This window comes from Kocuria oceani (assembly GCF_029524215.1).
Lineage (GTDB): Bacteria > Actinomycetota > Actinomycetes > Actinomycetales > Micrococcaceae > Kocuria > Kocuria oceani.
Genome location: NZ_JARAMH010000001.1, coordinates 1 through 24,279, shown reverse-complemented (window position 1 = coordinate 24,279; position 24,279 = coordinate 1). Strand labels below are relative to the sequence as shown.

Here is a 24,279-nt window from a genome sequence, read left to right as displayed (position 1 = left end):
CCGGTCGGTGACGGAAGGCCGTCTGCTGGACCTGCACAGCAGTCTGCGTCGGGCCCGCTCCCGGCTCAACTCGGTGACGTCGCAGGGCCCAGAGCGGCGTTCTGTCAGCACCCACGGCCTCGGTCCACAGTGTTTCCTGCGCCCATGCCTGTCCGTGATCGGCCCCCGCAGACCTCGGCTGCGCGGTGCAGGTGTTGTGCCCAGGGCAACAGGATCCCGGGCCCCTGTTCCGTCCGCGGCACCGGCACCGGCACCGAGGTGATCGATAGAGCGAAGGACGGGAACGGTAGCTCTCAGGGAGTGAACTGCAGCACGGGGCCGCCCTGGGGGCGGGTGGGCATGCGGTGCAGATCGAAGCTCATGCCGGCGTCCTCCGCGGTCCAGTCGCGCCCGGCCAGGTGTGCCGCGGTCACCGCCATCAGCCCCACCGTGATGTCTTCCCCAGGGCACCGGTGTCCGGCCTCGGCCGAGCCGCCGCCCTGGGGGACGAAGTTCTCGATCGCGGTCGGGTCCAGGTCCAGGAACCGCTCCGGATCGAAATCGGCGGGACGCTCCCACTCGCCGGGGTCGTTGTTGGTGCCCAGGATGTCCAGCAGCACCCGCTGACCGGTGCGGATCTGCTGCCCACCCCACTGCATGGGACAGCGTGCCCGGGCGGGAAGCATCGGCACGAACGGATACACCCGGCGCACCTCGTGGGCGAAGGCACGGGCCAGGGGGCCTCCCACCGTGGTGCCCCGCTCGGTGGTCTCAGCGCGCAGGCGTGCGACCCAGTCCGGGTGCTCGTGCAGGGCCAGCGCGATGAACGCCGCGAAGCGGCTGACCGCGATCGTGGGACGGACCATGTTCTGCAGCTCCACACCGGCGGTGTGCTCGTCCAGCAGCTGCCCGTCCGCATCACGGTGGGCCGCGACCAGATCCAGCGCGGGCGCCTGCCCTGCTCCCTGCCCGGCGCAGCCCTCGTCCGTACGGGCCCGGGTGATCAGGCCCTTCGCCCAGGCGTCGCTGTCGCGGCGGGCGAGCATCGCCCGGACCCACGGGGGCCCGGGCACCCCGAAGCCCTCGACGATCGCCGCCAGTCGCTGCGCCCGGTCCTCCATCTGGGGGGCGTCCATGCCGGTGCCCGCCCAGGACAGCACCGCGCGGCCGAAGACCCCCACCGAGGCCTCGTAGACATTGAGCGTCCCAGCGCCCTCCAGCACCCGGGCCCATTCCCGGTCCACCTCCGCCACCAGGACCTCGACCCGCTCGGGCGTAGTGGCGTGCATGAACAACTGCTTGCGGTGCCGGTGGGAGTCGTCGTCGAGCCCGTGCACGGCTCCGCGCCCGAACAGCGGCGCTTTCACCGCCAGCGGCATCGCCCCGGCCCGGCGGAACTTGTCGGTGTCGTAGAAGAAGCGCACCGCCTCCGTTCCACGGATCAGCAGCGCCGGCCCGCCCATCAGCTTCAGCGGCGCAGCCCGGGTCGCGAGGTTGCCGATCCGGGCGCGCACCGTGTCGGCGAAGGTGTATCCGTCCCGCAGCAGATCTAAGGTGCGGTCGCTCACGCGAGTGTGCGCATGGACGGTTCTCATGGGATCTCCGATCGTTGAACGGTGTCGATGGTCGGCCGGGAACGTTCGTGATGCCGGGTTCCTCATCGTAGTGATGCCCCTTGTCCGCCCCCACGCCCCGGGGATGAAGGCGGACACCGCACCGAGGTCCTGCCCCGAACCGCGCGGACTCCCCAGAACGACGAAGCCCCTGACAGGGCCATATGAAGAGCCCGCGGCGAGGGCCGCTGGCCTGACGCGTATGGTGCAGGAGCCGTTCTCGGGGGGGCGGTCCGAACACCGGGTGTGGGGCGCCGTCAGTGCAGGTCGCGCAGCCGGCAGCAGCGCCGGCCGGTCAGGGTGCCGTTGATCCGTACTCCCACCCGCACCGCGCCCGGACACACCGTCCCGGCGGCCACGATCCGGGGCGTCTACGCGGCATCGAGGGCGCGCAGCGGTGGGATCGACCCGAGCGGGCGGTGGGCCCGCCCAGGTGGATCTGCTTCGTGCTCATCCCCTCGCTGCGGCCCTGTGCCGGGGCTGCAGCGCCGCCGCGGTGTTCCTGGGTGTTCTGCAGCGGTGGGGCCGGGCATCATCCCATTTCGCACGACCTCTGCTGCCCGGCAGCAGAGGTGCCCGCCCGTCCCGCATGACACGGAACGGACGGGCACAGCCGGGAGTCTTCCCGAGCACGGTGCGGTGAGGCCGGTCGGTGCCGGGACGGCGGACTGCTCGCCGCTGTCGTGCTCCCCTGCCGGGAACTGCTGGTCAGTAGGCCGGGCCGGTGGTGTTGTGCGTGGCGCTGCGGTCGTGGGTGTCGCGGCGCAGGAAGGACAGGCCCACCATGGTCACGCCCAGGAACAGGTGCAGCCAGTCGTCGGCGGTGTTCAGCGGAACGAAGTTCGCCTGCGACTCCTGGCCCACGAGCAGACCGTAGATCCACAGGACCAGGTAGACCACCCCGCCCCACAGCAGGTAGTGGCGCGCCCCGGAGGCGGAGCGGGCCAGAGCGAGACCGGCCACGCCGTAGAGCAGGTGGACGATGTTGTGCAACCAGGACACCTGGAAGATGCCCAGGAGCATGGCCTCGGAGTGGTGGCCGGCGACCATGAGCTGGTCGTAGTTCGTGGTGATGCCGGGGATGAACCCGGCGAGGCCCACGAGCAGGAAGACCGCGCCGTACAAAAGAGCGGCGGTCTGGACGGGCGAACGGCGGGGGGTGGTGCGGTGGGTGGGAACGGTCATGGTCTTGCCTCGTTTCGATCGTGGTGGGCACGACTCCGGGCAGGGGCCGTGAATTCGGCGGCCAGGTGCCGGTCAGCACTGCCACGCCTGGTTGCGCACGTGATGGGGATGGTGGCGGGGGTACGGACCGTCACCCATGGGCGGCGATCTGGTGTCGGCCGGTCTGTGGTGGCACCTCCTCACCGGTGGTCATCAGCAGGGCGGTGTAGGCGACCAGCAGGGGCAGGAACGGTACGGCCAGCACCCCTGCGGACCCGGCAGTCAACACCACGGTCAGTCCCGAGGTCCCGGTGGCCAGCAGGCCTGCCGCCCCGAGGCGGTGGGTGGTGGTGTCGCGCCGGTCGGGCAGCGTCGTCAGCATCGGCACCAGACCGGCTGCGCAGATCAGCCACAGCAACGCCACCCATTCCTGTCCGGGACCGGCTGTTGCCAGCAGCGACCAGCCGACCAGCCCGAGCAGCGCCCCCAGGGCCATGGCGAACGGCAGACCCGGGGCCGAGAATGTCCGGGCCCCTTCGGGCACATCGGGTCCCCCGCGGGCCAGCGAGCCAACACCATCCACGCCTGACATCACCGCGCTCATCTGGTGACCTCGGCTTCGGGTGCCGCGTGCATCGTGGGAAGGCCCAGTGGCCTGGCGTCCTCGAGGGTCGAGGTCGCCGGTGCGGCACCGGGGCTGGCCAGCAGGAACTTGACTTTCCGCGCCCCTGCGGCCGGGTTCTCGTGCTCGGCCGACCAACGCAGCAGATCCATCGCGGCCGCCTCCACGGACTCGGCCCCGCGCAGATCCACCACCACCTGGATGCCCGGCACCAGCCGGCGAGCGCGGCCGATCACCGGGCACAAGCCCCGCTGATTGTTCTCGGTCACCGCACCGGTGACCTCGATCCGCACCTGCCGCCCGTCCAGATCCACCTGCACCACGACAGCGATTTTCGGCTCCATGACAGCACCTGCTTCCCAACAGAAGACGTGCGGCCACTTCTCAACCGTCCCCCCACCCTAAGCACACTTACCCTGCGCTGGCCAACACCCCACGCCCGGCAGCCGGCAGCACGGCACGTGCCGCCGCCGCTGGTTCCGCCTGTCCTCGGCCGCACGGGCGGCCGCTACCGCCCGGCCGGTACCGGCGTGCGGCCTGCCCGCCGGCCCCCGCGCCGACCAGGGCCTCTGCTCGGGACAGGCCCGCCCCGGGGATCTGGCCGCTCAGCTCGGCGAGCTGGCCCGCGCCCTGCAGCAGGAGACCGACTTCGACGCCACCCTGGCCGCCATGGTCCACGCCGCCCTGGATCTCGTCCCCGGAGCCGCCACGGCCTCCATCTCGGTGCTCGAGGACCGGCGCCGCCTCCGCTCCCACGCCCCCTCCTCCGAGTTGCCGGCCGTCGTGGACGGCCTCCAGCAACAACACCACCAGGGCCCCTGCCTGGACGCGATCTACCAGGAGCGGATCGTGTGCGTGCCGGACCTCGCACACGAGGACCGCTGGCCCGCCTTCGCCCACGCCGCCGCCGGGGCCACCTCCTCGCTGTCCTTATGGAGGGGTACAAGATCACCGACCAACAAGCCTTCCTGCTGTTGCGCACCGCCAGCTCCCGCACCAACACCGAATTGCGCCAGGTCGCCGAACACCTCAGCACCACCGCACCCTCCCCCACCAGGAACAGGCCCCCGGACCACGCCCACCCCGCCGCGAACCACCCCCGGTCCACGGCCCGCGACAAAATTCCTCGCCGCGGCAAGGCCTCGCGCTCCGACCCCGGGAAACGTCCGCCTGCGGCGGCAGCGGCGGCGGCGGTGGCCTCCCCTGCTCCACCGTCTGCTGCGCCGCATCGGTCGCAATCCTCGAGGTCCGGGGCACTCCGGGGGTGGGTCGTCCACCGTGGGCCCTGGTCCAGCAGAGGGCTCTTTCGTGCACCACGTCGAAGGAGACGCCGATGGGACTCGCGGACAGGATCGGCGCCACGACCGACCGGGCGGTGGGAGCGGCCAAGGACAGGCTCGGCGCGGCCACCGGCAACGCGGAGCTGCAGGCGCAGGGGCTGGCGCAGAACGCCGTGGGCCGAGCCGGAGGCCATGGTCAGGACGTCGAGGGCGCCGCCCAGGACATCAGCGGGGACCAGCCGTAGTCCGCACTGCCCCCGGCGAGCTGCCGGGAAGCCCAGGCAGCCCACGATCCGGCCCCGGCCGGTCTACGTGCATGTCGAACGCCGACCCGTCACGGAAGAGTCGCAGGACAGACGTGCCGGACGAATGAGGGCCCCGCCCGGGCGACTACCTGTCCGACGCGGCCCGGGCCACCAGGTTCGCCATCGCCGTGGGGTCATCGGCATCGACCACGGGGAACCCGGCCCCGGCCTCCCCGACCCAGTGCAGTTGGATACCGGGGTTGTGCACGTCGGTGCCGTCGGCCAGGAACCAGTGCGGGCTGCCCTGCACCTGCCCGTGGTGGGCGCGGTAGTCGGCCATCATCGGCCCCCGCGCCCGCCCCTCATCCAAAGCCTCGACGAGGTCGTCGGTGTCCACCGCCGGGCAACCGGCGGCGACGTCGAGGATCTCGTGCAGCAGGCTGATCGGCCTCGAATCGCGGAAGAACGCCAGGCGCAGGGCCATGTCCAGCTCCTCGGCCGCCGCCCAGGACTGGGACTTGGCCGCGTGCACGGCCTCGTTGGCCAGCAGCGAGGTGATCGGCCACGTCGAAGGGTCGCCCTGCCAGGGCTTCCAGCCCAGTTCCGGGTCCAGCGCCCCGACCACCGGGGTCTCCGCATCCAGATAGTTCTTCGGGATCGGGAACCGGTTGAGGTCCTCGAGCAGGAACAGCCGGTGGTCGACCCGCACGGCCTCGGTGAGTCCGGCCTTCTCCCGCTCGGCGTAGAACCGTCGCAACGACAGCGTCGACCAGGCACAGACGATGTCCGTGTAGAGCACCACCGTGCCCGGGGTGACATCAATGGCCATCAGATCGACCTCCTTCGTGAGTGCCGTCGCTGAAGGTCCGGCACCATCCAGGGCAGCAGGGTCGGTCGTGCATCGAATGGAAGACGGCACCCGGGTCGGGAACCCACTTCAGCACCGGGCACCGATGATGCCCACGCTATCGACCCCTCCCCGCAGAGGTAACCCCTGCCCGGCGATCGGCTCCTGTTCACGTCTTCACGGCCGAGCAAGCGGCTGACCAGCGGGTGCGCTGGGAATCGAGGGGTTGTGGCTGATGCGTAAGCGTGCTTATGGTTGCCGGAGTGCACGTGAACACCTGAGACACCTGCAGCCGGCGCCGTCCTCTCAGCAGTGCCGGCGACAGCGGCCACCACGGCGGTCTGCGCCTGCCGGGCCCGGACCGCCGAGTCAGAAGGAGCACGCATGAAAGCCGTCGTCTTCAAGGCCCCCTACGAGCTGGCGATCGAGAACGTCGAAGACCCCAAGATCGAGCATCCGCTGGATGCGGTCATCCGGATCACCACCGCCAACATCTGCGGCTCCGACCTGCACCCCTACGAGGGCCGGGCGGACCTGGACGCCGGGATGGTGCTGGGCCACGAGAACATGGGTGTGGTCGAGGAGGTCGGCTCCGGCGTGGGGCGGATCAAGGTCGGGGACCGGGTCTCGGTGCCGTTCAACCTCGCCTGTGGCACTTGCCGCAACTGCAATCACGGCTACACCAATGCCTGCCTGCGGGCCAATCCTTCCGGGCAGCCCGGGGCCGGCTACGGCTATCCGATGATGGGTCCTTACTGGGGTGGGCAGGCCGAGTACCTGCGGGTGCCCTGGGCCGACTTCAATCTGCTCCACCTGCCGGAGGGCACCGAGCACGAGTCCGACTTCACGATGCTCTCGGACATCTTCCCCACCGGCTACCACGGCGCAGAAATGGCTCAGGTCTCCCCCGGCAAGACCGTAGCGGTGTTCGGGGCCGGACCCGTGGGTCTGATGGCCGCCCACAGCGCCTACCTGAAAGGCGCAGCGCGCGTGTTCGTCGTGGACAAGGAACCCGACCGGCTGAAGCTGGCCGAGCAGATCGGGGCGAGCCCGATCAACTTCGCCGACACCGACCCCACCGAGGCCATCACCGAGGCCACCGGAGGGTTCGGGGTGGACTGCGGGATCGAGGCGGTCGGCTACCAGGCCCACGACGCCACCGGGGAGGAACACCCCGAGATGGTGCTCGACAACCTGGTCAAGGTCGTGCGCGCCACCGGGGCCATCGGGGTGGTCGGGGTGTACGTTCCCCAGGACCCGGAGGCGGCCTACCCGCTGGCCGAGGAAGGGCGGATTCCCTTCGACTTCGGGGCCGCCTTCACCAAGGGCATCAGCATCGGCACCGGGCAGTGCCCGGTGAAGAAGTACAACCGTGAGCTGCGCGATCTGATCATCTCCGGGCGCTCCACCCCGTCCTGGATCGTCTCCCACGAGGTGTCCCTGGATCAGGCCGTGACCGCCTATGACAAGTTCGACAAGCGCCTCGACGGGTACACCAAGGTCCTCCTCCACCCCTGACTCCACCGGCGCACCGACGACATCTCCGGTGCCGCCGCCTCTGGGCCCGCCGGCACCGACCTCGAGGCGGGGAGAAGATCACCCCCGACTGGATCCAGGACGGAAGGAGGGGCGTACATGCCCCAGACCACCCCGGACGACCACGGGGACGACCCCGGTGCGGCCCCACCCCACGCCACCCCACGGGCCCCCGGTCACCCTGCGAAGAAGACCCACCCTCCCCGGCTGGACCAGCACGGCGAAGCCGGAGCGGAGGACACCCCGACCGACCCGGCCGACGACGCCGGCCACGGCAACAACCTTGAAGCGCCCACCTCTGACGAAGGAGCTTGACCCATGAAGGCACTGGTATGGCACGGCGAGGGCGACATCCGCCTCGACGACGTGGCCGACCCCTCGATCCAGGATGCGAACGACGCCATCGTGCGCATCACCCGGTCCGCGATCTGCGGCACCGACCTGCACTTCATCCGCGGCACCATGGCCGGCATGCACGAGGGCACGATCCTGGGCCACGAGGCCGTGGGCGTGGTCGAGGAGGTCGGTGCCTCGGTGCGGGGCCTGTCCCCCGGGGACCGGGTGATCGTGTGCTCGACCATGTCCTGCGGGGTGTGCCGCTACTGCCGGATGGGCCAGACCGCCCAGTGCGACGTGGCCAACCCCAACGGCCCGGCCGCCGGCACCTGTTTCTTCGGCGGCCCCGCGCCCACCGGCCCGGTGGACGGGCTGCAGGCCGAGTACGCCCGCATCCCGTGGGCCTCCAACACCCTCATCCCGATCCCGGACAATGTCTCCGACGACGACGCGATCCTGCTCTCCGACATCTTCCCCACCGCCTGGTTCGGCGCGCAGCTGGCCGGGATCCGGCGCGGGGACACGGTGGCCGTCTACGGCGCCGGGATCGTGGGGCAGCTGGCGATCGCCGCCGCCTACCGCCAGGGCGCGGGCCGGGTGTGGGCGGTCGACGGGGTGCAGACCCGGCTCGTCAAGGCCCTGGAGCAGAACGCCGAGGTCATCGACTTCAACGCCGAGGACCCGGTGGAGGCGATCATGGACGCCACGATGGGCGTGGGCGTGGACGCCGTCATCGAGGCCGTCGGGGTCGACGCCCAGCGCCCGGCCCGCGGCCCTGCCGCGGAGAAGTACGCCGCGCGCACCGAGCAGTTCGCCGCCGAGGTGGCCCAGACCGCCCCGGAGACCAACGTCCAGGGCGAGAACTGGGTGCCGGGCAACGCCCCGTCCCTGTCGGCCCAGTGGGCGGTGGAGTCCGTGGCGAAGTACGGGCGGATCGGCATGATCGGGGTGTTCTCCCCGGACCTGACCTCCTTCCCCATCGGGGCCGCCACCAACAAGAACCTCACCCTGCGGGCCGGCAACTGCGACCACCGGTCGGTCACCCCTCCCCTGCTGGACCTGGTCGCCGCCGGATTGTTCGACCCGGCCCCCTTCGTCACCCAGCGCGAGCCCCTCGACGACGTGGTCGACGCGTACCTGAGCTTCGACCGCCGCGACGAGGGCTGGCTCAAGACCGTGCTGACCACCGAATGACAGCTGGGCCGTTGCGTCACGGGTGAGGCAGTCGCAGGACAGCCGCTCTGCCGCCGCAGCACGGGCCCGGAAAGCACCACGAGGAGGAACGAGATGGGCAATGTCGCCGACGGGATCGTGGGCCGGCTGCGCGCCTGGGGAACGCACCGGGTGTTCGGCTACGCCGGGGACGGGGTGGACCCGCTGCTGGCCGCCCTGGCCCGGGTGGAGGAGGACATCGAGTTCGTCTCCGCCCGGCACGAGGAGATGGCCGCATTCATGGCCACCGGCCACGCCAAGTACACCGGAGAAGTCGGGGTGTGCCTGGCCACCCAGGGCCCCGGCGCCGTGCACCTGCTGGCCGGGCTCTACGACGCGAAGCTCGACAGCACACCGGTCGTGTCGATCGTGGGCCACGTCGTCACCACTGCCCAAGGCAGCGGCTACCAGCAGGAAGTGGAGCTGCCGACCTTGTTCAAGGACGTCTGCGCCCAGTACGTCCAGACCGTCTCGGCCCCCGAGCAGCTGGAGGCGGTGCTCGACAACGCCTTCCGCACCGCGATCGCCACCTCCAGCCCCACCTGCGTGATCGTGCCCCACGACATCCAGCAGGCCGAGGTCCCGGAGCAGGAGCATACCCACGGGATCGTGCCCAGCGCACCGGTCACCGCACTTCCTCGGGTCATCCCGCCCGAGGAGGACCTGGACCGGGCGGCACGATTGCTCAACAGCGGTCAACGCGTGGCGCTGCTGGTCGGCCAGGGCGCCGCCGGCGCCGCCCCGGAGGTGGCGAAGGTGGTCGAGCGGCTGGGCGCCGGAGTGGCGACCTCACTGCTCGGCAAACCGGTGGTCGACGAGTCCCTTCCCTGGGCGTGCGGGGTGATGGGGCATCTCGGCACCACCGCGGCGGCCGATCTGCTGGCCGGATGCGACACCCTGCTGATCGTGGGCAGCAACGACCCCTGGACCGAGTTCTATCCCGCCCCCGGGCAGGCCCGGGCCGTGCAGATCGACATCAACGCCCGGAACCTGGGCGCGAAGTACCCGGTGGAGGTGGCCCTGGCCGGAGACGCCACCGAAACCCTGCGCGCCCTGCTGCCCCGGCTCACGGGGTCCGAGCGACCCTGGCGCCGGGAGGTGGAGGACATGGTGACCACCTGGCGGCAGGTGGCCCAGGACCGCTGCGCCCAACCGGGCCAGCCCCTCAACCCGCAAGCCGTCATAGCCACCCTGTCAGGGCGTCTGCCGGCAGACGCGCAGGTCGCCGTCGACGTCGGCTCGGTCGTCTACTGGTACGCCCGCTTCCTGCGCCTACCGGCCGGGGTGCCGGCGCACCTGTCCTCCACCCTGGCCTGCATGGGTTCGGCGATGCCCTACGGGCTCGCCGCCAAGCTCGCCCACCCCGACCGGCCCGTGGTGGCGCTGGCCGGGGACGGGGCCATGCAGATGAGCGGCAACGCCGAGCTGATCACCGTCGCCTCCCGCTGGCGCGACTGGGCCGACCCACGTTTCGTGGTGCTCGTCCTGCACAACGGCGACCTCGCCGAGGTCTCCTGGGAGCAGCGCGAGATGGAGGGAGACCCCCGCTTCCCCGCCTCCCAGGACGTCCCGGCCTTCCCCTTCGCCGACTACGCCCGAATGCTCGGCCTCGAGGGCATCCGGATCGACCGCCCCGAGGACATCGACGGCGCCTGGACCACCGCCCTGACCGCCGACCGGCCGACCGTGATCGAAGCAGTCGTCGACCCCGCCACACCGTTGCTGCCCCCACGGGCAACACAGAGCCAGATCGAGCAGATGCTCACCGGCCTCACCCAGGAGAACAACGACCGCGCCGCCGAGCAGCTGCGGGCCCAACGCACGCACGAGGGGGATCAGCGCCAGTGACCCGAGCACGGCACCCGGCGACATCGATCCATCCGCCCGGCGCCCGCGCAGGGCAGACAATCTCCCCCTGCGCCCCCTAGGCTGACCACAAGATACTCAGTTCACTGATGAAAGGGTGCTGGACACCATGCCGAAGACCGGCAAGAACGACCACGCCAAGGACGAGGAGCTGCCCTCGACGCTGCAGCGCTCCGATCAGAAGGCCCAAGACACCTTCGCCAAGACCTACGACTCCGCCGCCGAGGAGTACGACGACAAGGGCCGGGCCGCGCGCACCGCCTACAGCGCGCTCAAGCACACCCACGAGAACGTCGGCGATCACTGGGAACCCAATGACGAGGCCGGCCCCTCGGACGAGCACGCCGAGGGCGGCCGGGACTCGGAGCAGGACACCGCCGGCGGGGTGGACGCCAACGCCTCCAAAGAACACCTCTACGAACGGGCCCGGGAGCTCGACGTCGAGGGCCGCTCCACCATGGACAAGGACGAACTGGTACAGGCCCTGCAGAAGGCCAACGACGCCAAGACCCGCCAGGCCCGCAAGGACTGAGAGGGACCGGCCCCGGCCGGCGTGACAAGAACCGTATCGAAGACATCAGCAATCACCGAGAAGGAGCAGCCATGACTACCGCACGCGAGATCATGACACCGGGCACCGAGTGCATCGGGGAGAACCAGACGCTCGAGGAAGCGGCCCGGAAGATGAAGGACCTCGACGTCGGCGCCCTGCCCATCTGCGGAGAGGACAACCGCCTGAAGGGCATGGTGACCGACCGCGACATCGTCATCAAGTGTCTGGCGATCGGCACCGACCCACGCCAGGTCAAGGCCGGGCAGCTGGCCCAGGGCGAACCCGTGACCATCGGCGCCGACGACAGCGTGGACGAGGCCATCCGGACCATGACCGACCACCAGGTCCGCCGCCTGCCCGTGATCGACGGCCACGATCTCGTCGGCATGATCAGCCAGGCCGACATCGCCCGCTCCATGCCCGAGAACCGGGCCGGAGAGCTCGTGGAACTCATCTCCTTCGACTGAGCTGCCCGCCGGGACACCGGCACACCCGAACCGACTCCGAACCTCCGTGTCAGGAGACGACTTCATGGCCGCCAGCGGCACCTGCGGCTGCCGCATCCTCGGCCACGGCGTGGAAGCCGGGAGCACGATCTACTGCTGCACCCACTGCGCGAAGCACGCCGGGGTCGAAGGATCCGCCGACCGCGCCCAGCGGCCCGGTCCGGGTGGACACGGTCGCTGATTCGCGGTGGTGTTCTGCCGACCGGACGCCCCTGCCGGGACCGTCACGATCGAAGAGGCCACGAAGGCCGAACATGAGGAGGTGGTTCCGTGGAGATCGTCTTCACTGCCCTAGGAGTGGGGCTACTCGTCGTCACCGTCGTCGAGGCCCTGTGGACGACCCTGTGGGTGGACGGGGCAGCGGGCCCGGTCACCTCGCGGGTGACCTCCTGGGCCTGGGTGGCAGTGCGACGGCTGGGGAGGGGCCGGCATCGGCTGCTGAGCATGTGTGGTCCGATGATTCTCATCGGGACGGTGGTGGGGTGGGTGCTGGCCCTGTGGGCCGGATGGGTGCTGCTCTTCGCCGCGGACCCGCAGTCGCTGGCCGACACCCGTGACGGCGGCAACGCCACCTGGCCGGGGAGGATCTGGTTCGTCGGCTACACCCTGTTCACCGTCGGCAACGGGGACTTCAGCCCCAAGGACGGGATGTGGCAGGTCCTCGCCGGACTGGTCAGTGCCAGCGGGATGTTCCTGGTGACCCTGTCCGTCACCTACCTGCTGTCGGTGGTCTCGGCGGTGGTGAACAAACGGGCCTTCGCCTCCTCCGTGCACAGCCTCGGGCGCACCGGAGCCGAAGTCGTCCTCGCCGGGTGGAACGGCCACGACCTGCACCCGCTGGACCGGCAGCTGGCGGAGCTGACGTCGCAGCTGTCGAAGCTGACCGAGCAGTACCTGTCCTATCCGGTGCTGCTGTACTACCACGCGGCCCGGGCCCAGAAATCCCCGGCCCTGGCCGTGGGGGTCTTCGACGACGCGCTGACCCTGCTGCGCTTCGGAGTGCCCACCGAGGCCCGCCCCGACGAGGCGGAGCTGACGGCCGCCCGAACGACGGTGGACAGCTTCCTGGACACCCTGGAGGCCGCCTTCATCCCCGCCGCCGACCAGGCCCCACCACACCCGGAGCTGGAACGCCTGCGTGCGGCGGGAATCCCCATCGTGGAGGAGGCCGAGTTCTCCGAGGCCGTGGACGGGCTGGACGGGCGGCGCCGGTCGCTGCTCGGGCTGGTCCGCCACGACGGTTGGACCTGGTGGAAGGACTAGATGTAAGAGGGCATGACGTTCCTGACACGGGCCGGGACGCGTGAGGCCGGGGGCTGATCACCACAGGCGGTATGGGGCCGATGGTAGTTGAAGTGGTTCACCCACACCCCGATCGCCTCCCGGCGGGCCCGCTCACTGGCGTAGGGGCGGGCGTAGAGCACCTCATCGGCCAGCAGCCGGTTGAACCGCTCCACTTTGCCGTTGTGCCGGGGCGTGTAGGGACGGATCCGCTGGTGCCGCCCGGCCAGGGCTTCCACACACCGGGTGAAGTCCCGGGCCCTGTAGTTGGCGCCGTTGTCGGTGACGACCCGGTGGATCTTCTCAATGCCGTGGGCGGCGAAGAACGCTCGTGCTCGGCAGAAGAACCCGATCGTCGTCACCGCCCGCTCATCGGCGAGGGCCTCGGTGTAGGCCAGTCTCGAGAAGCCGTCCACGGCCGAGTGCAGGTAGGTGTAGCCGACCTTGGCTCCGGGCCCGCGCTTGGCTGCCTTGGCAGCGGTGGATCCGCGGCCGTGGGCCCGCCAGCCGCCGCCGTCGGGGATGCGTCCGACCTTCTTCACGTCCAGGTGCACCATGTGCCCGGGCCACCCCGCCCGGATCCGCTGGGGTGGGCGTCGCAGGTCGTCCCCGTCCGGGGTGAGGTCACGCAGCCGGGAGATCCCCAGCCGGTTCAGCCACCGGCCCACCGTGCGCAGGTGCAACTCGTGGCCGAGACCGAGCAGGTGGCGGTGGATGCGTCGGGCGGACCACTTCCGTTCCCGCCGCAGGGACTCGATGAGCTCCACGACGACCACCGGGGTGCGCTGAGGGCTGTGCCTTGGGACTGAGGGACGATCGGCCAGCCCCGCCTCACCGGCGGCGAGGTAGCGGGCCACCCAGGTCGTCACCGTGGGCCTCGAGACGCGGAACTCGGCGGCCACATGGGCCTTCGGGATTCCGTCCTCGAGGTGACGGCGGACCATGCGCAGCCGGCCGGTTGGGGTCAGGGGTGCGTTAACGTGGGGCATGAACGGGCTCTCTTGCTGCGGACGGACGGTGTAGGAACTTCCATCCTGTGGCGAGGAGCCCGTTCCTCATCTCATCGGCACACCCGCGGCAAGAACCTCATGCCCCACAACAACTAGACCCGTGGTGAACATCCTCTTCGACGGTTGGGAACCGGTGGCCCGCATCGTGGTCGTCGGCACCTTGGCCTATACCGCACTGGTGGTGCTTCTGCGGGTCTCCGGGAAACGCACGCTGTCACGGATGAACAGCTTCGACTTCGTGATCACCGTGGCGATCGGCGCCACCTTCGGGCGCGTCCTCACCACCCGCAGCGTCCCCCTGGTCGAGGCCGTCACCGCCTTCGCCCTGCTGATCACCCTGCAGTACGTGGTGACCTCCCTGCAGATCCGCTCCAAGCGGTTCTCCCGGTTGGTCACCGCCGAACCCGCCCTGCTGCTCTACCAGGGCCGGGTGCTCCACGATGCCCTGCGGGCGGAGCGGCTCACCGAGAAAGAGCTCGAGGGGGCGGTGCGCAAGCACGGAATGGGTTCACTGCAGGAGGCCGAAGCCGTGGTCCTGGAGGCCGACGGCCGGCTGTCGGTGATCGGCCCCGACAACGCCGGAGACGGCGCGATCCTGCCCCACGACCCGCCAGACTGAGCCATGCCCATCGTGCTCCTGGAACAGGGTGCCGGAAGCACATCCGAGCATCGATGTCCTGGATGACCGGCTCAGCATCCGTCAAGGCCCAGGACGACTGGAGCGTGACAGACACCCTCCTTGGCGGATGAACTCGGGAGGATTTCCTGCACGACCGGAGGACGTCTGAGCTGGTTTCATGACCGCGAAGCGGCCACATGCAAACCCCGCCCCCTCGAGACGTCAGGCCGTGATGGTCGGTCCATCAGACGGTCGAAGCTTCTCGGCGATGATATCGACGGCTACGCTCCCGCCGGATGTTGCGGTCAATGCGGAAGACCAGCCCATCGCCACGGCTCACTTTTCGACCGTTTTGCCACGGGGACCGCCTCAGAGGCGAGTCGCTACCAGTGAGAACGCGTCCGGTCGTGCGCCCGTGCGGGAAAGACCGCACGGGGCCGGCCCCGTAGGAGGAGATTCCATGTCCGCGCTGCTGTTGTCCTTCGCCGTGTTGTTGCTGATCGGGATGCTGATCTCCGAACGCGCCAGCCGCACCGTGCTCTCCACCGCGGTGCTGTTCCTGCTGGGCGGGTTCGTCCTCGGAGGCGGTGTGCTCGGGGTCGTGCCGATCAGCTCGGGGGACCCGGTGGTGGCGACCTTGGCGGAGCTGGCCCTGTTCTCGGTGCTGTTCACCGACGGTATGAAGGTCGGATTCACGGATCTGCGAGTGGCCTGGCGGCTGCCCGGTCGCGCACTGCTGCTGGGGCTGCCCCTGACCCTGGTGCTCACCGCGGTGCTGGCCCACTTCGCGGTCGGGCTGCCCTGGTTGGAGTCCTTCCTGCTCGGGGCCGTGCTGGCGCCCACCGACCCGGTGTTCGCCTCGGCGATCGTGGGACGCGAGGAGGTGCCCGCGAAGTTGCGGCACCTCCTCAACGTGGAGTCCGGAGTCAACGACGGACTGGCGCTGCCCATCGTGCTGGTGCTGCTGGCCGCGGCTGGGGGCACCGAGGCCGGGGGCTGGCAGTTGGCCGAGGAGATCGTCCTGGGTGTTCTGGTCGGGGTGCTCGTGCCCTTGATCGTGCTGCGCCTGGAGCGGCTGCCCTTCCTGCAGGCCCAGCACAATCTCCAGCCGCTGCTGACGGTCTCGATCGGCCTGCTCGTGCTGGCCATCTGCACCGCCACCCACGCCAATCTCTTCCTGGGCGCCTTCGCCGCGGGCATCACCGTAGCCACCTACGGTCCCGGCTTCCGGGAGGAGTTCGAGCAGTTCGGGGAGCTGCTCACCGAGCTGCTCAAGCTCGCCGCGATCCTGGTGTTCGGCGCGCTGATCACCCCGGCCTTCCTCTTCCAGGAGATCCCGTGGACCGGGTGGGTGTTCGCCGTCCTGGCACTGGTGGCCGCCCGCCCGCTGGCCCTGCTGGTTTCCTTCCTCGGCTCCGGGCTGCCGCGCAGCCAGCAGATCGCCGCGATGTGGTTCGGGCCCAAGGGCTTCGCCTCGGTGGTCTACGGGTTGCTCGTGCTGGAGTCCGGGATCAGCCAGGCCGACCAGCTATTCCACCTCATCGCCCTGGTGATCTTCCTGTCCATCCTCGCCCACTCCTCCACTGACGTCGTCGTGGCCAAGAAACTCGACCAACGACAACCCCTGCTGTGACCGAACGCCGGCTGCAGGCACCCCGGGGCGACACAAACGTCTCCGGGACGGCTACGACGGCCCATGACCTCTGCGTGGGCCATTGACGCGGGTGCTGGCCGGCAACGCCCCGGACCTGACCTTGACCTATACCCTAGTGGGGTATATTTTCGCTGGTCTGGACGCATCCTCCACTACCGGGGCGTCGTGTATCCGCTGTCAATTAAGGAGGGCTTTCGTGACCGATGCGCTGAAGATCACCGCTCGCCCGCTGCCGCTGGTCGACGCCGGGGGCGGCTGCGCCTGCTGCGACCCCACTCCGTCCACCGCCGAAGCCGCCGCTGACGCCTTTGAGCAGCACAACCCTCCGGCGCAGATCGCGGTCTTCGAGGTGGAGGGCATGACCTGCGAGCACTGTGTGGGGCGGGTCACCGATGCCGTGAAAGCAGTGGAGGGCGTGAGAGAGGTCCAGGTTCAGCTGGTTCCTGCCGGCCTGTCGATGGTGACCGTGGCCACGGACCGGCTGCTGTTGCCGGCCACGGTGCGCGCCGCGATCGAGGAGGCCGGTTACTCCGTCTCCGGTTCCTGACCACCCGACGCGGACCGACCACACCGTCGGGAAGTGATCGCGGCAGGGCAGGAAGGACATACAGCTCCTCATGGACCACGGCACGCAGACGGTAGAAGCCACAGAACGAGACGCCGGGTCACGATGGCTGATGGATCGGACGGCCAGGAATTCTCAGTGATGTAGTTGGCGTCTGCTCTCCGACCAGGTGTTGCGCCCGTGGCGACAGGAGCATGCACTCTGCAGCACGTGATGTGGAGGCCTCCGAGACTGAGCCCGGCATCCGCGACCACGGCCGTGGAGGATGAGGTCGTCAGGTCGTGGCCGTTGCGATCAGCGGCTACGGCGAAGTCCTGCGAGAGAAGATGACCGTGGTGGGATCATCGACCAGCGGGGCCAGCGAGCAGCCGATGCAGAACGTGCAGAGGAACCCGGAGAAGGACCCGGCCGAGACCGCCGACAAGGGAACCGTTCAGGACCAGACGCAGGACCAGCACGAGGGCGAACAGCAGTAGCTCGACAAATTCACCACCGCCGAGCCCGGAGCACCCCCGGATCAGCGGGAACGGCCGCTTTGTTGCCGCGTGCGAGAGCGGCAGAACCGGCCCTGCGGTGGCCGAGCAGGCCACGACAGGGCCGGTTCAACGGTCTCGGGATCGACTCCTCAGGGTTGGGGTGGGGTGACCGGCTCGGCACCGCGCTGGATCTTCACCCCGGTGAACTCCACATCGACGGGCTCGGTGAACCGGCGGCCGTTGACCTCGTCGTGGCGCATGAAGGCCGGCGGGTCGATGTGCACCCGCAGGGTGTACTCCCCGTCCTCGGGCACGACCCAGTTCCGCGCGTAGTGGTAGAGCATCGGGTGCCACACCAGCTCCTGGGCGTACGGGCCCAGCTCCTCCCCGCCCGGGGTCACCAGGGTCGCGGTCACACCCACCGCCGGCACGAATCTCCCGTCGGCGGCGTCGCACACGGCGATCTCCACATGCACGTTCTCCTCTTCGGGGTTGACCCAGCTCAGCGCACCGTCGCGGAAGGAGTACATGCCCTCGGCGTCTTCGATGGCGTAGCCCACCAGGTAGTCTCCGGCCTGCTGGGTGCCGCCGTCGTGGGCGACCTCCTCGGCCATGTACTTCAGGGCCTGGGCGTAGGCCTCCCCCTGGGCGCGGGCGCGCTCGAGCTGCGGGCCGGTGGCCTCGGACGTGTTCGGGTCCATGGGCGGTCGATGCTGGGACATCGGGGGCTCCTCTCGTCGTCGACAGTTCCTCCATGCTGGCGCGATCCGCGGGCACCGGCAACGGTGCACGTCGAGATCCGCTCCGGTTGCCCGAGACGACGGATACGGCCCCCGTGCGGCACGGGTCCGCCGTGCAAGGCCCGGTGACCGGCTACTGCGGGGACTGCTTCCCGTCGTTCGGGCGGGTGCCGAGCGCGAGGTTCAGCCCCCAGCCCAGGGCGGTGATCAAAACGATCGCTCCGGCCATGGAGGCCAGTTCCTCGGGTCGGGTGAGGATGCCCAGGCTCACGATCAGGGTGGTGGCCCCGGCCGGTGGGTGCGGGGTCTTGATCGCGGTGAGCACCAGAGTGGTCAGCGCCACCGACACGGCCCCGGCCAGCAGGAAGGCCGGGGTGAGACCGCCGGAGGCGACGGAGGGATCGTCCTGCAGCCCCAGCCCGTAGAGCACCGCGGCCCCGGCCAGCAGCCCCACCCCGTGTCCGATCAGGGCGTTGAGCGGGCGGGAGGCCTTCTGCCGCGGGGACTCGAAGAACAGCATGACCGTGGGCCCGAGACTGGGAAACAGCCACGGCTGATGCAGCGCCAACCCGACCGCCCCGCTGGCCGCCAGCACGACCAGCGACAGGACCGCAGCGTAGAGGCCTGCACCTATCGATCCCGCCTTGTCCTTGAGCTTGTTCAACATCAGGGTCCTCCGTATCCCGGGCTGAGTGGTTCTCGTCCGCGATGGGGACCTCCGGGGTCCTCATGGGCGCCCTCCTGGCCCGCCGGATCGGGACGGGTCCACCGTCGTACGGCCAGCCTAATCATCAGGCAACTGACCATCGGTGGAGCGGTGGCGCCCCGACCCGATCGGGGACGGGGCGCTCGCCGTCTCGTGAATGGCAAGGAGAACGAGGTTCCGTGGAGGGTTTGTGCTGGTGCTGGCCGCGCCGCCGGCGGCCGGGAACTTCCCCGGCGGGGTGGCCGCGGAGCTTCCCGAGGTCTCCGACCGTGTCCTGTCCCTGGCGCTGCACCTGGCCGCCGGGATCGTCACGGCTGTGATCGGTCTGGAACTGATGCCCGAAGCCCTGGCGGCGTCGGTGCCCTGGGTGCCGATCGCCGCCTTTGTCGGCGGCGGGGCGCTGTTCATGGCCTGGAGAAGCTCATCCACTCCATCCAGCACCGCCACCGCCCTGACCCCCTCCCTCGGGCTGCTCCTGGCCCTGGGCCAGGTCCCGGCCGATGCGCCCGAAGGCCTCGCCGCCATCGCCGCCCTGCGGGCGGCCGGGATCCCGCGTCGCACCCGGGTGCTGATGGCCCTGGGCTTCGCCGCCCCGATCCTGATCGGGGCGAGCCTGGGCTGCGTCGCCCTGCGCCAAGCCCCCAACCGCTCACCCTCTCCGTGCTGGCCATGACCGGTGGGGCGCTGACCAGTGTGGTGGTCGAGGAGATGCTCACCGAGGCCCACGAGGGTGAGACCAGCGTGTGGGGCCCGATCCTGCTCACCGGCGGCTTCGCCGTCTTCGCCCTGATCTCCGTCTACGTCGGGGCCTGACCGGGGCTGGGGCACGGCATCATGTGCCACGTTCGCTCCTCGCCCACGCCTGGGGTCCGCGCCCGGGAGGACGTCGCCTCGGCGGATGGGGGGTGGAACTGGCAATGCCCTCGCAGGCACCCACAGAGGCCGGGTCCGGGCTGGTGGACAGGTACGGGCGGCGGGCCACGGATCTGCGGGTGTCGCTGACGGACAGGTGCATGTGCGCTGCACGTACTGCATGCCCGCGACGGGTCTGATCTGGTTGCCGAAGGAGCAGGTGCTCCCCCGGGCGGAGATCGTTCGGCTGGTGGGCATCGGGGTGGACCGTCTCGGGGTTCGGCAGCTGCGCATGATCGGAGGTGAGCTGCCGGTGAGGGCCGACCTGGTGGAGATCATCGCCGATCTCCGGACCCGGCACCCTGATCTGCCGGTCTCGCTGACGACCAACGCCCTGGGTCTGGACCGCAAGGCCGCGGCTCTGCAACAGGCCGGCCTGACCCGGATCAACGCGGTGCTGATGCGCGGGATCAACGACCACCAGGCTCCGGAGCTGCTGGAGTGGGCTCTGGTGCGAGGGGTCGAGCTGCGGTTCATCGAGCAGATGCCCCCTGGACGCCGACCACGGGTGGACCCGCGATGACATGGTCACCGCCGCGGAGATCCGCCGGCTCCTGGAGCAGGACTTCCTGCTCGCCCCGGACCCACGGGGCCGCGATGGGGCCCCGGCCCAATGCTGGGAGGTCCGACGCCGGGCCGAACCGGGAGTGGTGGCCGGCACGGTGGGGATCATCGCCTCGGTCACCGAGCCGTTCTGCGCCGGCTGCCGCCGCACCCGCATCACGGCCGAGGGGAAGGTGATGAGCTGCCTGTTCTCCCGGCAGGAGACCGACCTGCGCCACCTGCTGCGCTCCGAGGCTGATGACGCGGCGATCGCCGCCCGCTGGCAGAAAGCGATGTGGGTCAGACCGGCCGCCCACGGCATGGACCACACCGGCCTGGACTCCCCCGACTACGTGCAACCGGACCGATCCATGAGCGCCATCGGCGGCTGGCCCGGCCGGCGGAGAGGTCCGCCGGATCCTGGTGGTCACCCCGCGTCCGGGGTGGATCTGGGCGCCGATCGGCCCCGACCACAACTCTCAGCACGCTTGTTGTCACCGTGGTGCGTGCGTAGAGTGCGGAGCAGTCCGGGCGCGGGCACCGCGTCGAAGCAGGCCGCAGCAGGGTCGAGGGAACACCGGAGGGGTCTCGATGACGAGCAAGGACCGGATCGCCGAGCCGTGGGGCACTCGCACCCCCTATGCCGCCGGGGAGGACTGGCCGGTACGGGTCGACACCCACCTGGCCGAGGGGGTGGCCCCGGAAGACGTGGACGAATGGGTGCAGTCGGCCTCGATCCTGCACTCCAACGGTGACGGGCTGGACATCGCGGTCAAGGACGGGCGGATCGTCGGGGTCCGGGGCCGGGCGGCGGACCGGGTCAACCACGGCCGGCTGGGCCCGAAGGACCTCTACGGGTGGCAGGCCAACGCCTCATCGGAGCGGCTGACGAAGCCGCTGATCCGCAAGCGTGGCAAGCTCGTGGAGACCGACTGGGACACCGCCATGGGCCGGATCGTGGACCGGACCCGGGAGCTGCTGGCCGAGCAGGGGCCCAGCGCAATCGGGTTCTACACCACCGGTCAGCTCTTCGCCGAGGAGTACTACACCCTGGGGCTGATCGCCCACGGCGGGCTGGGCACCAACCACGTGGACGGCAACACCCGGCTGTGCACCGCCACCGCCGCCGCCGCGCTGAAGGAGTCCTTCGCCTCCGACGGGCAGCCGGGGTCCTACACCGACATCGACCACGCCGATGTGATCGCCCTGTACGGGCACAACATGGCCGAGACCCAGACCGTGCTGTGGACCCGGATCCTGGACCGGCTGGCCGGGGAGGACCCGCCGCAGATCATCTGCGTGGACCCCAGGCCGACCCCGGTGGCCCGGCACGCGACCGTGCACCTGGCCCCGCGTCCGGGCACCAACGTGGCGCTGATGAACGGGCTGCTGCACGAGCTCGTCACCCACGACTGGGTCGACCACGACTACCTCGCCGCGCACGCGGTGGGCTACGCCGAGCTGGCGAAGCGGGTGGCCGAGTACACCCCGGAGGCCGTGGCGACGATCTGCGACGTGCCGCCCGAGCAGATCCGGGAGGCCGCGCGCATCATCGGGGGTGCGGAGCGGTTGCTGTCCACGGTGCTGCAGGGCTTCTACCAGTCCAACCAGGCCACCGCCGCGGCGGTGCAGGTCAACAACATCCACATCATCCGAGGGATGCTGGGCGAACCCGGGTGCGGGATCCTGCAGATGAACGGCCAGCCCACCGCGCAGAACACCCGGGAGTGCGGCGGCGACGGGGACCTGCCGGGTTTCCGCAACTGGTCCAACGAGGAGCACGTGGAAGACCTGGCCCGGGTGTGGAACATCGAGCCGTTCCAGATTCCGCACTACTCCCCGCCCACCCACGTGATGCAGATGATGCGCTACGTCGAGGACGGCTCCATCCGCATGCTGTGGGTCAACGGCACCAACCCGGCCGTGTCCCTGCCGGAGCTGGCCCGGGTCCGTTCGATCCTGGAGCAGGACCGGCTGCTGCTGGTGGTCCAGGACATCTTCCTCTCCGAGACCGCTCAGCTGGCCGATGTGGTGCTGCCGGCGGCGACCTGGGGCGAGAAGACGGGCACGTTCACCAACGTGGACCGCACCGTGCACCTGTCGGAGAAGGCCGTGGACCCACCCGGGGAGGCGAAACCGGACCTGGACATCTTCATCGACTACGCCCGCCGGCTGGATCTGCGCGACAAGGACGGGGACCCCCTGGTCAAGTGGCACGACCCGGAATCGGCGTTCGAGGGCTGGAAGGAGTGCACCGCCGGACGGCCCTGCGACTACACCGGACTGAGTTACGACAAGCTGCGCGGTGGTTCCGGGATCCAGTGGCCCTGCAACGAGGAGCATCCTGAGGGCACCGAGCGGATCTACGTCGACGGGGCCTTCTGGTCCGACCCGGAGTACTGCGAGAGCTACGGCCGCGATCTCGTCACCGGGGCCCCGCTGGAACCGGCCGAGTACAAAGCCCTCAACCCGTCCGGCAAAGCGGTCCTGAAGGCCGCCGAGTACCTGCCCCCGCACGAGCTCCCCAGCGAGGAGTTCCCGTTGCAGCTGATCACCGGGCGGACCCTCTATCACTTCCACACCCGCACCAAGACCGCCCGGGCCCCGCAGCTGCAGGAGGCCGCCCCCGAAGTGTGGGTGGAGATCTCCACCGCCGACGCCGCCGCCATCGAGCTCGCCGAGGGCGATCTGACCGAGGTCACCACCCCGCGCGGGTCGGTGCAGGCGAAGGTGCGGATCACGGGCATCCGCACCGGGGTGCTGTTCCTGCCCTTCCACTACGGCTACTGGGACACCAAGAAAGGACATGAGCCGGGCAAGGCCGGGCGGGCGGCCAACGAGCTGACCATCACCGACTGGGACGCGGCCTCGAAGCAGCCGATCTTCAAGACCGCCGCCGCCAGGATCGAGAGAATCGTGTCGGCCGAGGGCCCGTCCCGGGCCCCGACCACCACCGCCTCGGCCCCCGTGACCGACGTCGGCTACCACACCGTCGGCGGCCCGGCCGCCGCAGCGGACGAGGACATCCACGAGACCCCCGCGGAGGCACGGCGATGAAGATCGGTCTGGTCCTGCACGAACTCCACCGCTCCGAGAACGACCTGGCGCACAAGCTGCTGCACGTCTCCGAGCGCCACAAAGCCGACCACTCGATCTACCACCTCGCCCGGGACCTCGCCCGCTGGTCCCAGCACCACGTGCGCGAGATCGCCGAGATCGGCAAGCACTACGACCAGGACCTCGACCCCGAGCCCCGGACCGAGACCGGACTCGGGGAGAGACTGCGTGAGAAGAGCAGCGAGCTCATCGGCCGCCGCAGCCACGCCGCGCTGCTGCTCCTGCTGGACCTGCGGGAGGTGTACACGATGACCTCCGGGGTCTCGGCCGACTGGGAAATGCTCGGCCAGGCCGCCCAGGGCATCAAGCACCACGACCTGCTCGACGTCACCCAGCGCTGCCACCCCGACACCCTGCGCCAACTGCGCTGGGCCAACGCCATGCTCAAGGAGAACTCCACCCAGATCCTCGTCAGCTGAGCGGGAACCGTGCCGATCCAGTGATCGCACGAGTCCGGTCGACAGGTGCGAGCCGGAGTGGCCAGGCGGCGCGCACGAGCGTTGTTGCCTGTCCTCGGTCGGGAACGTCTGAAACGGGAACAGCCCCCAGGGCGTAACACGGGGCGACGAATAGCCACACCGGGAGGATGGCGCGCCACGCTGATCGGCCAGGTCCGGGGGCTCTCGGGCGGGTTGGTGATCGGGGTGACCTTTCTCTTCACCATGGAGGTGTGGTGGGTGGGCCGCTCGACACCACCCTCGCAGGTGTTGCTGTTGCTGTTGCTCGGTGTCGGGTTCGTCGTCGTCGACGTCGACGTCGACGTCGGGACTGATGCACGGTTCGGTGACACCTGATCTGTGGCGCTGAGAGGCGTCGATGGAAGGATGTACACCATGCCCAAGCCCTATCCCAAGGAGTTCCGCGACGACGTCGTGAACGTCGCGCGCAGCCGTGAAC

The 24,279-nt window shown here is 69.9% G+C and carries 25 protein-coding genes and 2 pseudogenes; 19 read left to right on the top strand and 8 right to left on the bottom strand.

Translation table 11 applies throughout. The features are described from left to right. Positions 1-293 precede the first annotated feature (293 nt). The 4 genes from PU704_RS00130 to PU704_RS00115 form a co-directional block, all read right to left on the bottom strand. On the bottom strand, positions 294-1,547 hold the full coding sequence (locus PU704_RS00130) for a cytochrome P450 (protein WP_277549632.1): 1,254 nt from the start codon (positions 1,545-1,547) through the stop codon (positions 294-296). 753 nt (positions 1,548-2,300) lie between these two features. Continuing rightward, positions 2,301-2,777, bottom strand: a complete 477-nt coding sequence (locus tag PU704_RS00125) for a DUF4383 domain-containing protein (protein WP_277549631.1) — start codon at positions 2,775-2,777, stop codon at positions 2,301-2,303. A gap of 130 nt (positions 2,778-2,907) precedes the next feature. Further along, complete coding sequence (locus PU704_RS00120) at positions 2,908-3,348, bottom strand: hypothetical protein (protein WP_277549630.1); 441 nt, start codon at positions 3,346-3,348, stop codon at positions 2,908-2,910. 8 nt (positions 3,349-3,356) lie between these two features. Continuing rightward, positions 3,357-3,722, bottom strand: coding sequence for a hypothetical protein (locus PU704_RS00115; RefSeq protein ID WP_053005002.1), 366 nt, complete (start codon positions 3,720-3,722; stop codon positions 3,357-3,359). 588 nt (positions 3,723-4,310) lie between these two features. Between PU704_RS00115 and PU704_RS20020 the strand changes: the two are divergent. Together PU704_RS20020 and PU704_RS00110 are read left to right on the top strand one after the other, a co-directional pair. Continuing rightward, positions 4,311-4,361 (top strand): annotated as a pseudogene (locus PU704_RS20020) (hypothetical protein); the annotation flags it as partial. Between the two features lie 350 nt (positions 4,362-4,711). After that, the gene (locus PU704_RS00110) at positions 4,712-4,903 is read left to right on the top strand and encodes a CsbD family protein (RefSeq protein WP_047804295.1); all 192 of its coding nucleotides are present in this window, start codon (positions 4,712-4,714) and stop codon (positions 4,901-4,903) included. Between the two features lie 145 nt (positions 4,904-5,048). Here the strand turns inward: PU704_RS00110 and PU704_RS00105 are convergent, their stop codons facing one another. Further along, a complete protein-coding gene (locus PU704_RS00105) occupies positions 5,049-5,732 on the bottom strand; it encodes a DsbA family oxidoreductase (RefSeq protein WP_075873008.1) in 684 nt (227 codons plus the stop codon). Positions 5,733-6,134: 402 nt separating this feature from the next. Between PU704_RS00105 and PU704_RS00100 the strand changes: the two genes are divergently transcribed. The 7 genes from PU704_RS00100 (at position 6,135) to PU704_RS00070 (ending at position 13,022) form a co-directional block, all read left to right on the top strand. Beyond that, a complete protein-coding gene (locus PU704_RS00100; protein ID WP_277549629.1) occupies positions 6,135-7,268 on the top strand; it encodes a glutathione-independent formaldehyde dehydrogenase in 1,134 nt (377 codons plus the stop codon). Between the two features lie 117 nt (positions 7,269-7,385). Next, positions 7,386-7,601, top strand: a complete 216-nt coding sequence (locus PU704_RS00095) for a hypothetical protein (protein ID WP_047804273.1) — start codon at positions 7,386-7,388, stop codon at positions 7,599-7,601. Positions 7,602-7,604: 3 nt separating this feature from the next. After that, positions 7,605-8,816 (top strand): alcohol dehydrogenase catalytic domain-containing protein, encoded by a 1,212-nt coding sequence (locus PU704_RS00090; RefSeq protein WP_047804274.1) that lies wholly within the window; start codon positions 7,605-7,607, stop codon positions 8,814-8,816. Between the two features lie 93 nt (positions 8,817-8,909). Continuing rightward, positions 8,910-10,682, top strand: a complete 1,773-nt coding sequence (locus tag PU704_RS00085) for a thiamine pyrophosphate-requiring protein (protein WP_047804275.1) — start codon at positions 8,910-8,912, stop codon at positions 10,680-10,682. A 127-nt stretch (positions 10,683-10,809) separates the two neighbouring features. After that, entirely contained in the window at positions 10,810-11,232 is a 423-nt protein-coding gene (locus PU704_RS00080) for a ChaB family protein (RefSeq protein WP_277549907.1), read from the top strand. A gap of 71 nt (positions 11,233-11,303) precedes the next feature. Then, positions 11,304-11,720 (top strand): CBS domain-containing protein, encoded by a 417-nt coding sequence (locus tag PU704_RS00075; RefSeq protein ID WP_075873002.1) that lies wholly within the window; start codon positions 11,304-11,306, stop codon positions 11,718-11,720. Positions 11,721-12,029: 309 nt separating this feature from the next. Then, positions 12,030-13,022: a potassium channel family protein gene (locus PU704_RS00070; protein ID WP_277549628.1), complete on the top strand. Its 993-nt coding sequence runs from the start codon at positions 12,030-12,032 to the stop codon at positions 13,020-13,022. Here the strand turns inward: PU704_RS00070 and PU704_RS00065 are convergent. After that, positions 13,019-14,029: an IS481 family transposase gene (locus PU704_RS00065; RefSeq protein ID WP_277549627.1), complete on the bottom strand. Its 1,011-nt coding sequence runs from the start codon at positions 14,027-14,029 to the stop codon at positions 13,019-13,021. The two genes, PU704_RS00070 and PU704_RS00065, sit on opposite strands and share 4 nt — an antisense overlap. 121 nt (positions 14,030-14,150) lie before the next feature. On the opposite strand from PU704_RS00065, the gene PU704_RS00060 reads away from it, so the two are divergent. The 4 genes from PU704_RS00060 (at position 14,151) to PU704_RS00045 (ending at position 17,364) form a co-directional block, all read left to right on the top strand. Beyond that, a complete protein-coding gene (locus PU704_RS00060; protein WP_203225642.1) occupies positions 14,151-14,669 on the top strand; it encodes a DUF421 domain-containing protein in 519 nt (172 codons plus the stop codon). A gap of 460 nt (positions 14,670-15,129) precedes the next feature. Next, positions 15,130-16,302: a cation:proton antiporter domain-containing protein gene (locus PU704_RS00055; protein WP_277549626.1), complete on the top strand. Its 1,173-nt coding sequence runs from the start codon at positions 15,130-15,132 to the stop codon at positions 16,300-16,302. A 217-nt stretch (positions 16,303-16,519) separates the two neighbouring features. Continuing rightward, complete coding sequence (locus PU704_RS00050; RefSeq protein ID WP_277549625.1) at positions 16,520-16,870, top strand: heavy-metal-associated domain-containing protein; 351 nt, start codon at positions 16,520-16,522, stop codon at positions 16,868-16,870. Positions 16,871-17,169: 299 nt separating this feature from the next. Then, positions 17,170-17,364 (top strand): hypothetical protein, encoded by a 195-nt coding sequence (locus tag PU704_RS00045; RefSeq protein ID WP_277549624.1) that lies wholly within the window; start codon positions 17,170-17,172, stop codon positions 17,362-17,364. A gap of 149 nt (positions 17,365-17,513) precedes the next feature. Here the strand turns inward: PU704_RS00045 and PU704_RS00040 are convergent, their stop codons facing one another. Continuing rightward, on the bottom strand, positions 17,514-18,086 hold the full coding sequence (locus PU704_RS00040; protein WP_152683424.1) for an iron transporter: 573 nt from the start codon (positions 18,084-18,086) through the stop codon (positions 17,514-17,516). Positions 18,087-18,237: 151 nt separating this feature from the next. Then, complete coding sequence (locus PU704_RS00035) at positions 18,238-18,771, bottom strand: HPP family protein (RefSeq protein WP_277549623.1); 534 nt, start codon at positions 18,769-18,771, stop codon at positions 18,238-18,240. A 229-nt stretch (positions 18,772-19,000) separates the two neighbouring features. On the opposite strand from PU704_RS00035, the gene PU704_RS00030 reads away from it, so the two are divergent. The 6 genes and pseudogenes from PU704_RS00030 (at position 19,001) to PU704_RS00005 (ending at position 24,176) form a co-directional block, all read left to right on the top strand. Then, positions 19,001-19,483 (top strand): ZIP family metal transporter, encoded by a 483-nt coding sequence (locus PU704_RS00030; protein WP_277549622.1) that lies wholly within the window; start codon positions 19,001-19,003, stop codon positions 19,481-19,483. After that, entirely contained in the window at positions 19,471-19,623 is a 153-nt protein-coding gene (locus PU704_RS00025) for a hypothetical protein (protein ID WP_222845007.1), read from the top strand. Before PU704_RS00030 ends, PU704_RS00025 begins: the two co-directional genes overlap by 13 nt. A gap of 104 nt (positions 19,624-19,727) precedes the next feature. Next, positions 19,728-20,654: pseudogene (gene moaA / locus PU704_RS00020) on the top strand (GTP 3',8-cyclase MoaA); the annotation flags it as partial. A gap of 202 nt (positions 20,655-20,856) precedes the next feature. Further along, on the top strand, positions 20,857-23,322 hold the full coding sequence (locus tag PU704_RS00015; RefSeq protein WP_277549621.1) for a molybdopterin oxidoreductase family protein: 2,466 nt from the start codon (positions 20,857-20,859) through the stop codon (positions 23,320-23,322). Beyond that, a complete protein-coding gene (locus tag PU704_RS00010; RefSeq protein ID WP_277549620.1) occupies positions 23,319-23,801 on the top strand; it encodes a hypothetical protein in 483 nt (160 codons plus the stop codon). The genes PU704_RS00015 and PU704_RS00010 overlap by 4 nt, the downstream gene beginning before the upstream one ends. Positions 23,802-23,846: 45 nt before the next feature. After that, on the top strand, positions 23,847-24,176 hold the full coding sequence (locus PU704_RS00005) for a DUF2391 family protein (RefSeq protein WP_338130202.1): 330 nt from the start codon (positions 23,847-23,849) through the stop codon (positions 24,174-24,176). Positions 24,177-24,279 lie beyond the last annotated feature (103 nt).

Bases quoted from the DNA above. Each gene is read 5' to 3' on its own strand.
- PU704_RS00035 (WP_277549623.1), bottom strand. From the start codon at position 18,771: ATGTTGAACAAGCTCAAGGACAAGGCGGGATCGATAGGTGCAGGCCTC.
- PU704_RS00100 (WP_277549629.1), top strand. From the start codon at position 6,135: ATGAAAGCCGTCGTCTTCAAGGCCCCCTACGAGCTGGCGATCGAGAAC.
- PU704_RS00125 (WP_277549631.1), bottom strand. From the start codon at position 2,777: ATGACCGTTCCCACCCACCGCACCACCCCCCGCCGTTCGCCCGTCCAG.
- PU704_RS00080 (WP_277549907.1), top strand. From the start codon at position 10,810: ATGCCGAAGACCGGCAAGAACGACCACGCCAAGGACGAGGAGCTGCCC.
- PU704_RS00085 (WP_047804275.1), top strand. From the start codon at position 8,910: ATGGGCAATGTCGCCGACGGGATCGTGGGCCGGCTGCGCGCCTGGGGA.
- PU704_RS00065 (WP_277549627.1), bottom strand. From the start codon at position 14,029: ATGCCCCACGTTAACGCACCCCTGACCCCAACCGGCCGGCTGCGCATG.
- PU704_RS00095 (WP_047804273.1), top strand. From the start codon at position 7,386: ATGCCCCAGACCACCCCGGACGACCACGGGGACGACCCCGGTGCGGCC.
- PU704_RS00110 (WP_047804295.1), top strand. From the start codon at position 4,712: ATGGGACTCGCGGACAGGATCGGCGCCACGACCGACCGGGCGGTGGGA.
- PU704_RS00075 (WP_075873002.1), top strand. From the start codon at position 11,304: ATGACTACCGCACGCGAGATCATGACACCGGGCACCGAGTGCATCGGG.
- PU704_RS00040 (WP_152683424.1), bottom strand. From the start codon at position 18,086: ATGTCCCAGCATCGACCGCCCATGGACCCGAACACGTCCGAGGCCACC.
- PU704_RS00090 (WP_047804274.1), top strand. From the start codon at position 7,605: ATGAAGGCACTGGTATGGCACGGCGAGGGCGACATCCGCCTCGACGAC.
- PU704_RS00010 (WP_277549620.1), top strand. From the start codon at position 23,319: ATGAAGATCGGTCTGGTCCTGCACGAACTCCACCGCTCCGAGAACGAC.
- PU704_RS00015 (WP_277549621.1), top strand. From the start codon at position 20,857: ATGACGAGCAAGGACCGGATCGCCGAGCCGTGGGGCACTCGCACCCCC.
- PU704_RS00120 (WP_277549630.1), bottom strand. From the start codon at position 3,348: ATGTCAGGCGTGGATGGTGTTGGCTCGCTGGCCCGCGGGGGACCCGAT.
- PU704_RS00055 (WP_277549626.1), top strand. From the start codon at position 15,130: ATGTCCGCGCTGCTGTTGTCCTTCGCCGTGTTGTTGCTGATCGGGATG.
- PU704_RS00115 (WP_053005002.1), bottom strand. From the start codon at position 3,722: ATGGAGCCGAAAATCGCTGTCGTGGTGCAGGTGGATCTGGACGGGCGG.
- PU704_RS00105 (WP_075873008.1), bottom strand. From the start codon at position 5,732: ATGGCCATTGATGTCACCCCGGGCACGGTGGTGCTCTACACGGACATC.